The following is a 14,168-nucleotide window of genomic DNA, read 5'->3' on the forward strand; positions in this document are numbered from 1 at the left end:
AAATATTAGGTAAAGTTAAAATATACTCTAATAATGCGGTGGGATAAATGATATTTTACACACAGGGCGACACTCCAGCTTTATGTAGGTTAGATTACACGGATGTAAGTAAGTTAGTAGGCATACCAAATATCACAAGACTTGATTTAACTGAGTGCAAGATTAGTGTTGAAATTGTAAAAGAATTAGCTGAGCTTATAAATCTTACTTCACTTCATTTAGGTAAGTGCAAGATTAGTGTTGAAGTTGCAAGAGAATTAGCTAAGCTTATAAATCTTACTTCACTTGATTTAAGTGAGTGCAAGATTAGTGTTGAAGCTGCAGGAGAATCAGCTAAGTTCACAAATCTTACTTCACTTCATTTAGCTGGGTGCGAGATTAGTGTTGAAGTTGCAAAAGAATTAACCAAACTTACAAATCTTACTTCACTCAATTTAATTGGTTGCAAGATTAGCAATGAAGTTGCAAAAGAATTAGATAAACTCAAAAAAAATCTTCCTTCACTTAATATAATTGGTTACAAGATTAGCGGTAAAGGTGCAAACGTAAAATTGCAGGATGAGGTATCAAACTCGCAAGAAAAACTTAAAAGCAGTAGCAAATACTATATTTGTGGAGCAACAGTTGGTTTAGTTATTGGTCTAGTTGCAGCATATTGTTTAGGGGCTGCTGCTTTAACTCCTGTTGGTGTTTCTGTTGCAGCGTTTATTGCATCTGCTGTGGTTGGCGCGTTACTCGGAGCTGGGGTGGGTTATGCTGTGAGTACATATCTTGAAAGCACTGAATTAAACAATATGCAACCACGAAGGAGTTGTTGAAGATCCGTGTTAAATTCTAGTACAGGAGCTTTTTTCTAATGCTAAAGTTTACAGTTGAAACAAACCACCTGGCCACGTGGAACTGATTTCAGTTTATCAGTTGAAACTTGATTTGAGCAGAGTATGCATTTTATTGTGTTGCTTGGAGTAAGTGAGTTATCAACAGCAATTCTATCATCAAAAACAAAACACTCACCTTCCCAATTATCATTTTTATTATGAGTTTTTTCGAGGTAAGAAAGAATGCCGCCTTTCAGGTGGTACACATCGTTAAATCCAAGATTTTTCATGTACGCTGTTGATTTTTCGCATCTAATTCCACCAGTGCAGTACATAGCTACTTTCAGGTCTTTACTCTCAGAAAATGACTCTGTCCACTGAGGAAACTCACGGAAACATTGTGTGTGTGGATTAATTGCATTCTTAAACTTGCCTAATTTCACTTCATACTCGTTTCGTGTATCTATTACTAAAACGTCAGGTTGAGAAATAAAATCATCCCAATGCTCTGGATCAACATATTTACCCTTCAGGGAAATATCAAGATTGCTTACACCAAGATTCACAATCTCTCTTTTTAATTTTACCTTCATCTTGCTAAATGGTTGATATTCTGCTGCACTCTCTTTCCATGTAAGGTCCCTTAGCCTATAATCAGAACGTAGAAAATCGAATATTTTATCAATTGCGTTTCTTTCACCAGATATTGTTGCATTAACACCCTCTTCTGCAAGGAGTATAGTGCCCTTTAACTCAACGTTGTTGCATGTAGCTTTTATTTCGTCTTTCATGTCATAATAATTAGAAAGTTCTACAAAATGATAGAAAGTTGCAATGACGAAGCTCATGATTATTCACTTATCAACTAAAAACATGATATACAAAATTATAAAGATATTCAATAGTACGGCTGTTAATTACTGGATATCTTCAGTTTTTACATATAACATTTTAATATAAAATATAGATTCAAATTAATGTTTTTAAGAGTATTTAAAAATATATTCTTATTTCTAGTAAGTATATTATTCGTCTGTCCAATATTATCATTAATATCAATTCTATTTACAGATACAGCAAATTCCGGATGGGTAATCAGCACACTTTTCCCTGAATATATACTGAGTACGTTAATTTTGATGATAGGAGTGGGGGGAATATCTTTCATATTTGGAGTAATTCCAGCGTGGCTCACCACATTTTTTTCATTTCCTGGAAGTAAAATTTTTGAGATTGCTTTGTTCTTTCCGATATCGATTCCTGGATATATAGTAGCGTTCGTCTATGTAAATACACTAGAATTTTCAGGTCCAGTGCAGAGCTCATTAAGAGACATTTTAGAGTGGAGCAAAGGTGACTATTGGTTTCCTGAAATAAAATCCCTAGGTGGTGGAATATTAGTAATGGGATTTAGTTTATATCCATACGTTTATATGTTAGTCCGCTCAAGTCTAAAGAATGTTAGTAACTCAGTCACTATTGCATCAACACTTGGGTTCTCCTCATTGAAGAGCCTGTTTTCTGTCATCATACCCTCCATACGCCCATCGATTATAGCTGGGTTGTCTTTGGTACTAATGGAAGTAATTACAGATTTCGGCACACCACAGTTTCTTGCTATCGATACTTTTACGACGGGAATATATCGCACCTGGTTTTTACTGCATGACAAATATTCAACTACTGTTTTAGCAGTTGCAGAATTAATTTTCGTTGTGATACTAATAGCTATCGAAAAAAAACTACAAAAAAAAGGAATATCTTACTCTTCAATCAATACCAATTCAGATTATCACAATAAACGGAGTATAAGTGGCGCTATACCGTTGATCTTTGCTTATCTTATGTGTGTATTGCCGATATTAATAGGTTTTATTTTGCCAATGATTCCGCTCATATATTGGAGCATAGAGAAGGGGTTTTTCATATACGAAGCAAGATTCTATAACATAATAGCAAATAGCATTAGTTTATCATTTATCACCGCATTAATCTCAATTAGCATTGCAATAATGATTGGATATACGGCGCGTAAAAATAAGGTAATCAACAATATAGCGCGTCTCATTTCTTTAGGCTACGCAATTCCAAATGCAATTATCGCAATTAGTATAATAATATTTTTAAGCAGAATATCCTCTTTCATTACTCAATATGTTGTGGAAATTAGCTTAGTAGGAACTATTGGCGCATTAGTTTACTCATATTTATTCCGTTTTTTTGCTATATCTTTCAAGGCGGTAGAGTCAGGGCTCAAAAAAACACCAAATGAAATTGAGTGGACTGCATATACCATGGGTCACGGACCTATTTCCACATGTTTGAATGTTCATATCCCTCTCATCAAGAAGAGTATATTATCGGGATTTTTGCTCGTATTTATGGATACTATCAAAGAGCTCACAGCAACACTCATTATAAGACCATTTAATTTTGAAACTATATCAACTAGAATATATGAACTTGTAAGCGATGAGCGCTATAGAGAAGCTGCCCCATTTTCGTTAATAATAGTTATAATAGGCTTAATCTCTACAATAACCTTATTTACACTTGATGATAAGGATAAAAAATAAACGTAACTGTTCACAGATTTCCACTTAATTCTTCAATCTCACTAATAGAAAGGCCAGTAAACTTAACAATAGTGTTGACATCAACATTATTAGCCAGCATTGCTTTTGCGACTTCAATTTTCCCTTCAATTTTCCCTTTCTCTATACCTTTTTGTATACCTTTCTCTTCAGCAAGATCAAGTCTGTATTCAAGAATAGCTTCTTCTTTGCGTAGATCCATTATCCTTTCTTCATAGGCTACTAAATCTTTTTCGTTCCAACGAAACTTGTCTAATTCATCATATGCTAGCTTTATTATTGGCGCTTTTTCTGCTATCTCTTTTAAGTCCTCTTCTGTTGTTTCTTCTGCGTATTTAAAAAAGAAACACCACCTTTCTACTATACTTTCTAACTGCTCTACTTTATTTTTTGCGAATTTAGGCAACTCAATAAAGACAAACTGAAAATCTTTTAAGTAATGGCCGTTAGTTTTTATATCACGTATATTGTGAGTAGAAATATAATCAACTTCTTCAGGAAGTAAGTTACAATTTGATATAGCAATAAAGAAGACTTTCTTTAAATCAATGTAGTTGCCAGATTTATCTAATTGTCTTGAGTAGGCTTTAGCAGCATAGAGTTGTGCGCGCTTTTCAAAGCCCTTGTCTCTAGCGAGCTGCATTTCTGCTATATATCTATTTCCGTGAGAATCCTTGCAGAGAACATCAACAATACTTTGTTTATCAGAGGCAACTTCGGGATCCATAATAGTGCTAAGAAACTCAACTTCTTGTATTGCATTTATCTCAGTAAACCCTAAAATATCGTTCAAAAAGTGGGTCAGGATATTCTTATTTTTTTCCGTTCCAAAGATTTTTTTGAAACACAAATCATTGCGAGGATCGAGAAATTTTGAAAGAGCCATAGCCAAAGTGCTTAAAAATATTAATAATTATACACTATTATTAACAATTATTCAACCATATTTTTGAAGATAGCTATAGCTAACACGTCATAACCGCCACGAACCGTCATACCGCGATTCATTCGCGGTATCTTAGCATAGATCCCGCTAACAAGTAGCGGGATGACGATTGTGTATCGTGCTTTGCTAAAAATCACAGAATGCAGTCTGGTTACAAATAAACTATTTTGATAGTTAATGGGGTCTAGTTTTGACGTATGGACTATCCAAAGAAAAGGGTGGTATCATAACCTCAAAAATTTTTATGCTTTCTTCATTCAGAAATTCATACTTACCCTGCATTATTCCTGACGGTGCATTTAAGTATGTTCCACTTGTGTATTTGAATACCTCTCCAGATTTTATCACAGGTTGTTCTCCGATAACACCAACTCCGGCAATTTCATTTACTTTTCCCTTATAATCTATTATTTGCCAATGACGACTTAACAATTGAATAGTTGATTGGCTTTTGTTTTTTATCTTAACGTTATACATCCATACATAGCAATTTTCATAAGGAATGGATTGCTCTTCAATATAAATTGGTAAAACTGTAACTTCAACAAAGTTGGTAGTTAGTGTGTATTCTAGAATCATTATAGAATATTCATGATAAAAAGATAGTATCCTAATTATATACTTTTTTCATAGATTTTTCAAGTATACTCTAATTAGGAAATATCAATTTATAGTATGAATGAACCAGATGCGCTTAGCAAAAAAGTAATAGGAATAATAGGTGGTGGACAATTAGGTAAAATGACTGCTATCGCTGCAACAAAACTTGGACAAAAAACACATGTTTTTGCCAGTGCTAAAGACGATCCGGCTTGCTCTGTTGCTGATGATTTCACAATAGCAGATTTCTCTGATAAGAAAGCGCTTGAATCTTTTGCACAGAGTGTGGATTTGGTCACTATTGAGTCTGAAAATATTCCATGTAGTGCAATTAATATCGATGTAAATTTTTATCCGGGTAAAAAAGCGTTACACATTGCGCAAAATAGGCTTAGAGAGAAAGATTTCATTAGAAGCTTGAGTATAAAAACTGCTGAATACAAAAGTATACAAAATTATAATGAGCTACTGGAAAGCAGTAGAGCTTTTGGCTATCCAACAAGGCTGAAAACAACAGAAATGGGTTATGATGGAAAAGGGCAATATGTGCTTGAGAATGATTCTGAAGTGAAGCAATTTGCTTCCTTTGATTGGAATACAGAGTACATTCTTGAAGCAAGTGTTGATTTACTGAAAGAGGTTTCAATAGTCGTTGCAAGAGATAAAAACGGTAAAGTAGCTTTTTTTCCTATAGCAGAAAATTACCACGTTGATGGAATACTTGATACTTCAACAGTGCCAGCTAAAATAGATAGCAAATTAACTCAAGAGGTACAACGAGCTGCAAAGAAAATAGCAAATGCGCTTGATGTAATAGGAATTCTGGCTATTGAATTTTTTGTTACTAAAGATAACGAATTGTTAGTTAATGAACTAGCTCCCAGACCTCACAATTCTTGCCACTGGAGCTTGGATGCATGTAACGTTAGTCAATTTGAACAGCTGGTTAGGATAATATGCGGGCTACCTATGCAGGAAGTAGTATTACGCTTTCCTTGTATGACGAAAAATATAATAGGTAATGATATATATGATTCTCATAAGTATTTGAGCAACGAAAAAGCTAGTTTAACCATATACGGGAAAAAAGAGGTTAGAGATAAGCGTAAAATGGGACATGTCAATATAGATTTAAGTTAACAGTTTTTCTACGTTATACCGCCACAACTGTACGAACATTGTGATATGATGAGATGTTACATAGTAAACGGTGTCATTCTAGCACCTCTTTTCCCGTCATCCCGCTGCTTGTTAGCGGGATCTCATTTCACTTTGTGAAGGTGTCATCCCAGCACCTCTTTTCCCGTCATTCCGCTGCTTGTTAGCGGGATCTCATTTTACTTTATGAGGGTGTCATCCGAGTAGCCCCTTTCTCGTCATCCCGCTGCTTGTTAGCGGGATCTCATTTCACTTTATGAAGGTGTCATCCGAGTAGCCTGACTACTTGGATCCAGGAATTTTATTAAGTTGGTAAGCATAAAAGTGGCTGATCTTATGTTAAAACACAACGTTCTTGATGAGATTACAGCAAGGCTGGATTCCAGCGTCAGCTACTTGAATGACAGCAGTCCTACGTCATGCCGCCGCGGTATCTCTAGATCCCGCTAACAAGCAGCGGGATGACGGTTGTCGTTTAGCCACAAACATTAAAAAATTTACCAAACGAAAAAAAAGGCAAAAAAAGCCCCGTGGTTGGCTAATTACTTACATTATACTTTCAAGTATGGCGTTTTTTTATTCTAAACGTTTAATAACCGCGATTCAGTTGCTTTTAAGCCGCAACTAATCTAAATTATAAACGTTAAGAAATTTACTAAACAGAAAAAAAGGCAAAAGAAACCCTAGGGTAGCTAATTATTCACTATCCATTTTTTAAGTTGGCGTTTTTTAATGTTTTAAATGCTTTATAAGCGTATTTCAGCTTGTGTAGGTAAAAACCCAGAAATTTGATAAAGACATAAGGTGCACATAGTGCAAAAAATTAAACATGAGACGCCAGATACGTGAGTTTTTTTGTCATTTAATCTGTACAGAGAAGATAAATAAATAGCTTCAGTTTCATGATAAGGGGGCTGGCGGAGTTTGTCAAGGAAGTTTTTCGTTTCTATTTCCAATAAAAGTTTGTATGCAATAACACAGAAGCATGTACAGCTATTCCTTCATTTCTTCCAAGAGAACCTAATTTTTCTGCAGTGGTTGCTTTGATATTTACAAATTCATCATCAATTTCTAATGCTTTTGATATGAATTTCTTCATTTCTACTTTGTAAGGCGATATTTTAGGCTCTTCACAAACTATAGTAATATCTAAATTAGATACGCTGTACCCTTTTTCTTTTGCTTTTTTAGCAGCAAAGTCAAGGAAGTGAGATGAATTGCAATCTTTCCATTCAGAGGAACTAGGAGGAAAGTGCTCTCCTATGTCGCCATATCCCAGTGCTCCGAGTATTGCATCAACGATTGCATGTATTGCAACATCACCATCAGAGTGCGCTTCTATTGCCATGTTGTGTTCAATTTTCACACCGCAAATTTTTATAAAGCTTTCAGCACCGTTTTGAACTTTAATGAACTTATGTATATCATAACCGGCTCCGACACGAAATTTTGGCTCTTCAAAAAGAAGCTTTGCCATATTGATATCCTCTTTTGTGGTTAACTTAAAATTGCTTTTCTCACCTTTAATAATCGCAACATGTTTTTTGTGCTCTACCATTAGTGATGAATCGTCAGTAAATTCTTTGACTGATTGATGGCATGATAATAATTCTTTGAAATTAAAAATTTGAGGGGTTTGTATGGCTCTGAGCTTTCCTCTTGAAATCGTAGATTCAATAAAACTATTACTCACCAATGACATAGTGTCTTCAACTTCTATTGCTGGAACTACTCCTGTATATTGATCATTAATCATAGATTCAACCAAGTTATCTATCAGAACATCTGACACAAAAGGCCTACAAGCATCGTGTATAACTACAAAATCTGGGTTAACTTTTTGTAAGCTTTCAAGCCCTAGTTTAACTGAACTTTGCCTGTTTTCTCCTCCGTATACAGGGCTTAGTAATTTAGTGTCTGTAATTAGTGATATAGCTTTCTCATAGAAACTTTCATGGTCTCTATTAATTGCTATTCTTATGTAATCTATATATTGGTTAGCCAGAAATCTTTTAATTGTATGAAATAAAACAGATTTACCTGCCAGTTTTATATATTGCTTAGGAATCGTAGAATTGCATCTACTGCCTACTCCCGCTGCAACTATTAATGCTGCTATTTTGTATTTCTTAGCGCACATATTTCTTTTTGTAGAAGCTTTCCTCTCTATCCAAGATTCTTTCCGAAAAATAAAATTTCTGACATCATATAAAAGTTACTTCCCCTATTAACTAGCATAATTATAATAGCAAAAGAGATATTTAGAGAGCTCAAAATCTATCTTTGCCTGCGGATTAAACAACTAAATTTTAGTAAAAAACGATAGTATTACAAATCGTAAAATACTTTCAACATAGGAAAAATAAATTGCATATTTTTCAGTAAATTAGCTATGCTAAACACATGCAAAAACGTCATATAACTATTTGTTTCATACTGCTTTTTATAATAGGGATGTTATTCCTGATGCGTCCTATGATTTTTCCATGTTTAATATCTATTATTATTGCATATTTGTTTAATCCGCTAGTAGTTAAGTTTGAAAAGTATAGAATACCGCGTTCATGTTCTGTAATTTTTATAATACTTATTTTATTAATAGCTTTTATACTAGTCATAACATTTGTTTTACCTATTATATATGTTCAAATTACTTCAATATTAAATTTCTTAGTGAGTAAAGTGCCTTCATTAAAGCTTAAAGTAATCCCCTCTGTATTAGAATTTCTTAATATAAAAATCGAGGATAGCTTATTTGATCACTTATCTAAAAATCTAGCAGAAAATTACAGCAACTATGTATCTTATTTCATGAATGCTCTTGATATTGCTAGTAACTTTATAATCCAAGTGTTAAGTTCAAGCTTTAACACGGTATCATTAATGGTGATTACTCCTGTAGTGTTTTTCTACATATTACGTGATTGGCCTTTAATTATAGAAAAAGCTAATAAATTAATCCCTATTCCTTACAGAGGAAAAATTGCAGATTATTTTTCCAAAGTGGATTTCATTATATCTAATTATCTAAAGGGGCAGGTAAATGTATGTATTGTCATGATGGTCTTTTACTCTGTGAGCCTGAGCATAATCGGATTGGAACACTCTATTGTTATTGGAATTTTATCAGGAATGTTAACGTTCATACCTTACGTAGGGCCATTATTATATACCATTATTGGGTTTTTGAGCGCTATCACTCAATTTAGTGGATGGTTTGAAAGTGCTGCCGTTTTGCTATTATTTGGTGTTGGACAATTAATAGATTCAAATATATTAGTTCCTTTATTAATAGGAAAAAAAGTTCATATACATCCAACTGTAATTATTCTGGGAATTACTATATGCGCTTCATATTTTGGATTTACAGGTATATTACTTTTTATTCCAATAATAGCAATGTTCAATGTATCAGTAGAATATGCAATCAATAAATATTTTAAAAGTGAGCTTTATAAAAACGGCTAACAGACCTTTTGCATAATCAATTTATGGTAAGAGGAGAAATGAGCCCAGAATACCTGACACATTTGAGGAGCGTAAGTAAATTTCTGCGCAAAAATTACTACCAGAAAGAGGTTACGTAAGAGGTTCAACGTGCAATTAAATTTATTTAACAACAATCAAGCTGATTATAGCCGGCAAAATTACATCATCTTAGATGAAAATAAGCACGTATATAATTCGGTAGTTAATGATTTATCTTGGAAATGTCTGATTCTTTTTGGACCTAAAAGCTCCGGTAAAACTCATCTTGCTCATATTTGGCAATCAATAAACGATGCAATCTTTATCAATGTGAATAACTTCGTAAGCGAGATTAGGTATAGCGATGCTTTTATTTTAGAAGACGTACAAAACATTAAAGATGAAGCAATGTTATTACATTGTTACAATTACATGAAAGAAAACGACAAGAGGCTGCTAATCACTTCTTCAATTTCACCAAAAAAGCTTAACTTCAAACTAAGAGATTTAAGTTCTCGAATATTATCAACTATCAGCGTAAAAATTTTGCCTGCAAGCGAGGAATTATTAAGAATTATGCTAATAAAACGATTTTCAGATAAACAGTTAAAAATTGATTTAAAAGTGATTAATTATATTTTAGCAAGAATAGAACGTTCTTTCTATAGCATTGATAAAATTATAGAAAAGATAGATAATGAATCTATAGGGTCAAATGTGACCGTTCCTTTTATTAGCGCTTTATTAAAAAAAGATGCCATTTGATTTCTTCTTTTGTAAAGGTGTATATTAAAAATTTATTAACACCCATAACACTAACGTAATTGGAATCTCTATCTGTCCATGTTAGAATTATAATCAATGTTATGTTATAATAAATATAGATAGATACAGCTAAGAAGTATTCTATATTTATAGTAGAGCTCACTTTATAAGGTGTTTTTTATAGATTTAACGTTATAATTTAACTATGATAAGAGTAAGATTAAATTTAAGAAAAAGGTTAAAGCAAAAGTTTGTGATGTTCACTCTATTGATAAATGCTTTATTTGTCTCATATTTTCTCATAAGAAACACAGGGAACACTTCTAATCAAATTATAGCCAAAGAAATAAATATAGGAACTGATAATGAAAAATAAACAGTCGCAAAATAAAAAAGAAAATCTTTACATAACATATTACATAGATGCTTTAGCTTCAGAGAGGTTCGCTGCACAAAATACTCTGGAAAGTTATCGTTCGGATTTACACCAGTTTGAAGAATTTTTATTGGAAAGCGGCACTACCTTGGTTGGTGTAAACAAAACCAATATTAAAGATTATGTGAAATCTTTATGTACACAAAAAAAATATAAAAGTAGCTCTATATCAAGAAAAATATCCGCTATGAAAAATTTTTACAAGTGTCTATTTAATGACGGAATAATAGATTTTAATCCAGCGCCGGCTAATGATGCTGAATTAAAGAATCCAAAAGTTTCTCGTCCTTTGCCTAAGTATTTAAGTGTCGAAGAAATATTTTTGCTAATGGACACAGTGAGAAAATCAGCAAGCGAATCGAATAAAGAGATAAGCAGTAAAAGGCTATGTGCGATTTTAGATATCCTTTACTCTTCTGGAATGCGTGTTTCTGAACTAATTAGTATGAAATTATGTGAAGTGTCACATTTAATAAACAGTAATAACAAAGAATGCTATATAATAATAAAAGGAAAAAGTGGTAGAGAGAGGCAAATTCTTTTTAATGAACAAGCATTGCAGAGCCTTAGAAATTATTTATCAGTTCGTGATAATCTGATCTCTAAAGAAAAGGAATCCGATTGGCTATTCCCAGGTGATAAACCTAATAAACCAATTACAAGGCAGAGGCTCGGTCAATTAATGAAGGAGTTGGCAAGAAAATGCAATATTGATGAAAATAAGATCTCTCCACACGTGATTAGGCATTCTTTTGCTACCCATCTACTAAATAGCGGAGCAAATATTGTGTTGATACAGAAAGTTCTTGGCCATACTAACCTTTCTACAACACAAATATATACTCATATTGCTAACGAAAAGTTAAAGGACAAATTAGCTGATTCGCATCCTATTACTCAGATGATCAATAATTAAATTTATTGTTTTTAATTTGTAATAAAGTTAAATTTAAATAAATTTATGTGAGTTTGTGATTTCAAGTTTATTGTTTAATTTCTTTCTTATATTATGGGAGGTATTCTATACTTTCATTACTCTCCCTGTAATTTTCTTTTCTGAGTGTGTAATAACCATTTTCCTCGTCTGTTCGGTGAGAGTTGTATTATTCATGCTGCGTTTATTATGTGGCATTAAATATGAAGTGAGGGGAATGGAAAACATTCCTAAGCAACCTTTTATCATTGCATCTAAACACCAATCTCCATTTGAAACATTTATTTTTATACTACTATTTAGAAAAGCGGTTTTTATTTTAAAACGTGAATTGAAATGGATTCCATTCATTGGTTTGCATCTTATAGCGCTGAAAATGATTTTTATTAACCGTTCAGATGGTATCAGTTCTATACGCCATATAATCAAACTAGCAAAAATGCGTATAAAAGAAAATAGAAGCATAATAATATTTCCTGAAGGTACAAGAACAACTATAAACCAAAATATAAAATATCAACCAGGTATTGCTGCTTTATATAGCGTATTATCTGTTCCTGTGTTACCGGTTGCTTTAAACACTGGTTTGTTTTGGCCAAAAAGCATACTTTCTCTGAGAAAGAATCCCGGAAAGGCAGTAATAGAAATATTGCCCCCAATATATCCTGGGTTAAACAAAAATGAATTCTTGCAAAGTTTAGAAAAAATTATTGAAGAGAGAAGCAGTAGATTAACCATAGGAAAAACTGATATTGCAAATTAACAAAAAAACTTTATAATTAAAAGAAAAGTACAGTATTTTAGGTATTAATATATGGCAAATCATAAGAGTGCTAAAAAAATGATAAAGGTAATAGCAAAGCGCACTTTAATAAATAAGATGCGGAAAAGTAAAACTCGCACCTCTATTAGAAAATTGGTTGATATAATCAAGTCTGGCGACAAAGAAAATGTTGTTCTGGCATTTCGGAATGCTGAATCTAATTTACACAAGTGTGTGAATAAAGGTGTTATTCATAGGAATACTGCTGCGCGTAAAATAAGTCGCTTAAATGCAAAAGTAAAAGCATTGATGACCGCTTAATACGGTTAATGTAAAGTTAACTGTATTAATATATACTCCTCAGTTTGTATATTCTGTATAAAATTTAAGTAGCTTAAGTGATGGATAAAAAAGTGCTATTAGAACTAAGTAATGGATTAAAAATCGAGCTACCTGTATTAAGCGGAACAACAGGTCCTGATGTGTTAAATATCAAGGATTTATATAAGATGACAGGATTATTCACTTACGATCCAGGGTTTGTTTCTACAGCTTCATGCTCTTCTACAATTACATTCATTGATGGAGATGAAGGAGTTCTTAAATATAGGGGACATAATATAGCTGATTTGGCAGAGAATAATAATTTTACTGCTGTGATTTATTTATTGCTCTATGGTGAATTACCCAGTTCAGAGCAACACAAAAAATTTCTTCTCAAAATACAAGAATCATCCAAAGTATCAGAGCAAGTTACAAATGTAATTAAAGCATTTCCAAAAACTGCTCACCCTATGTCAATCTTAGTTGCATGTTTTGCAAGTTTGTCAGCATCTTATCATGAAAAGCATGGCAACAATGTCAATGGTGAAGACCTAGATTTTGGAATTTCTGCAATAGCGCAAGTTTCCACAATTATTGCAATGATTTATAGGCATATCAACAATCAGGAATTCATAAATGCTAACAATGAATTAAGTTACAGTGAAAATTTCTTAAAGATGATATTTGGCGATGCTGTTGATAATGATAAAAGCGCCCTTTTTGCAAAAGCTCTGGATAAAATATTTACTCTCCATGCTGATCATGAACAGAATGCTTCTACGGCGGCTGTCAGATTGGTGGGATCGGCTGGTTCTAATCTGTTTGCAAGCCTCTCTGCAGGAGTTGCTACACTTTGGGGACCAGCACATGGTGGAGCTAATGAGGCAGTTATAAATATGCTAAAAGAGATAGAGCAAAGTGGAGATATAGATAAATTCATCGAAAAAGCTAAAGATGATAAAGATCCATTTAAATTGATGGGATTTGGACATCGTGTTTATAAAAATTATGATCCGCGCGCGCGTATATTGAAAGGCGCTTGCCATGAGGTTCTAAGTAAACTAGAACAAAATAATGAACTGCTTAAAATTGCAAAAAAACTTGAAGAAATAGCTTTAAAGGATGAATATTTTATCGTGCGTAAGTTATATCCAAATGTTGATTTTTACTCAGGTATAATAATGAATGCTATTGATATCCCCTCAAATATGTTCACGCCTATTTTTGCACTTGCAAGAACCACTGGTTGGGTTACTCAGTGGTATGAAATGATAAATGATAAAGAAACTAAGATCTGTAGACCAAGGCAACTCTATTTTGGTAAATAAATTTATTTTCACTTCATTAGACTTCTTGCATAAC

Annotated in this window: 14 protein-coding genes; 10 read left to right on the forward strand and 4 right to left on the reverse strand. The window is 33.1% G+C overall.

What is annotated here, in order from left to right; all coding sequences use genetic code 11:
• The first annotated feature begins 47 nt into the window (after nt 1-47).
• Nucleotides 48-818 carry a hypothetical protein gene (locus AAGD59_RS00500; RefSeq protein ID WP_341812929.1) on the forward strand — a complete coding sequence of 257 codons (771 nt, stop codon included), beginning with the start codon at nt 48-50 and terminating at the stop codon, nt 816-818.
• A gap of 41 nt (nt 819-859) precedes the next feature.
• Here the strand turns inward: AAGD59_RS00500 and AAGD59_RS00505 are convergent, their stop codons facing one another.
• Nucleotides 860-1,666, reverse strand: coding sequence for a rhodanese-related sulfurtransferase (locus tag AAGD59_RS00505; protein WP_265027903.1), 807 nt, complete (start codon nt 1,664-1,666; stop codon nt 860-862).
• A gap of 129 nt (nt 1,667-1,795) precedes the next feature.
• Between AAGD59_RS00505 and AAGD59_RS00510 the strand changes: the two genes are divergently transcribed.
• Nucleotides 1,796-3,394, forward strand: coding sequence for an ABC transporter permease (locus AAGD59_RS00510; protein WP_015589402.1), 1,599 nt, complete (start codon nt 1,796-1,798; stop codon nt 3,392-3,394).
• Between the two features lie 10 nt (nt 3,395-3,404).
• On the opposite strand, the gene AAGD59_RS00515 is transcribed toward AAGD59_RS00510, so the two are convergent.
• Nucleotides 3,405-4,298, reverse strand: a complete 894-nt coding sequence (locus AAGD59_RS00515) for an Rpn family recombination-promoting nuclease/putative transposase (protein ID WP_015589403.1) — start codon at nt 4,296-4,298, stop codon at nt 3,405-3,407.
• A 234-nt stretch (nt 4,299-4,532) separates the two neighbouring features.
• Nucleotides 4,533-4,934: a Co2+/Mg2+ efflux protein ApaG gene (gene apaG / locus AAGD59_RS00520; protein ID WP_174516854.1), complete on the reverse strand. Its 402-nt coding sequence runs from the start codon at nt 4,932-4,934 to the stop codon at nt 4,533-4,535.
• A gap of 99 nt (nt 4,935-5,033) precedes the next feature.
• Between apaG and AAGD59_RS00525 the strand changes: the two genes are divergently transcribed.
• Nucleotides 5,034-6,098 carry a 5-(carboxyamino)imidazole ribonucleotide synthase gene (locus tag AAGD59_RS00525; protein ID WP_141456665.1) on the forward strand — a complete coding sequence of 355 codons (1,065 nt, stop codon included), beginning with the start codon at nt 5,034-5,036 and terminating at the stop codon, nt 6,096-6,098.
• Nucleotides 6,099-7,062: 964 nt separating this feature from the next.
• Here the strand turns inward: AAGD59_RS00525 and ispD are convergent.
• On the reverse strand, nt 7,063-8,256 hold the full coding sequence (gene ispD / locus AAGD59_RS00530) for a 2-C-methyl-D-erythritol 4-phosphate cytidylyltransferase (protein ID WP_015589406.1): 1,194 nt from the start codon (nt 8,254-8,256) through the stop codon (nt 7,063-7,065).
• A gap of 263 nt (nt 8,257-8,519) precedes the next feature.
• On the opposite strand from ispD, the gene AAGD59_RS00535 reads away from it, so the two are divergent.
• The 7 genes from AAGD59_RS00535 to AAGD59_RS00565 all read left to right on the forward strand — a co-directional run bounded on the left by AAGD59_RS00535 (nt 8,520) and on the right by AAGD59_RS00565 (nt 14,134).
• A complete protein-coding gene (locus AAGD59_RS00535) occupies nt 8,520-9,584 on the forward strand; it encodes an AI-2E family transporter (protein ID WP_141456664.1) in 1,065 nt (354 codons plus the stop codon).
• A gap of 129 nt (nt 9,585-9,713) precedes the next feature.
• On the forward strand, nt 9,714-10,349 hold the full coding sequence (locus AAGD59_RS00540) for a DnaA ATPase domain-containing protein (RefSeq protein WP_341812930.1): 636 nt from the start codon (nt 9,714-9,716) through the stop codon (nt 10,347-10,349).
• Nucleotides 10,350-10,554: 205 nt separating this feature from the next.
• Entirely contained in the window at nt 10,555-10,725 is a 171-nt protein-coding gene (locus tag AAGD59_RS00545; protein ID WP_007549057.1) for a hypothetical protein, read from the forward strand.
• Nucleotides 10,715-11,701 (forward strand): tyrosine recombinase, encoded by a 987-nt coding sequence (locus AAGD59_RS00550; RefSeq protein ID WP_174516851.1) that lies wholly within the window; start codon nt 10,715-10,717, stop codon nt 11,699-11,701. Before AAGD59_RS00545 ends, AAGD59_RS00550 begins: the two co-directional genes overlap by 11 nt.
• A gap of 55 nt (nt 11,702-11,756) precedes the next feature.
• Entirely contained in the window at nt 11,757-12,482 is a 726-nt protein-coding gene (locus tag AAGD59_RS00555; RefSeq protein WP_010963063.1) for a lysophospholipid acyltransferase family protein, read from the forward strand.
• Between the two features lie 51 nt (nt 12,483-12,533).
• Nucleotides 12,534-12,803: a 30S ribosomal protein S20 gene (gene rpsT / locus AAGD59_RS00560; RefSeq protein ID WP_012673338.1), complete on the forward strand. Its 270-nt coding sequence runs from the start codon at nt 12,534-12,536 to the stop codon at nt 12,801-12,803.
• A gap of 80 nt (nt 12,804-12,883) precedes the next feature.
• On the forward strand, nt 12,884-14,134 hold the full coding sequence (locus tag AAGD59_RS00565; protein ID WP_015589409.1) for a citrate synthase: 1,251 nt from the start codon (nt 12,884-12,886) through the stop codon (nt 14,132-14,134).
• Nucleotides 14,135-14,168 lie beyond the last annotated feature (34 nt).

It is taken from the genome of Wolbachia endosymbiont (group A) of Cephus spinipes (assembly GCF_964026895.1).
Classification (GTDB): domain Bacteria; phylum Pseudomonadota; class Alphaproteobacteria; order Rickettsiales; family Anaplasmataceae; genus Wolbachia; species Wolbachia pipientis.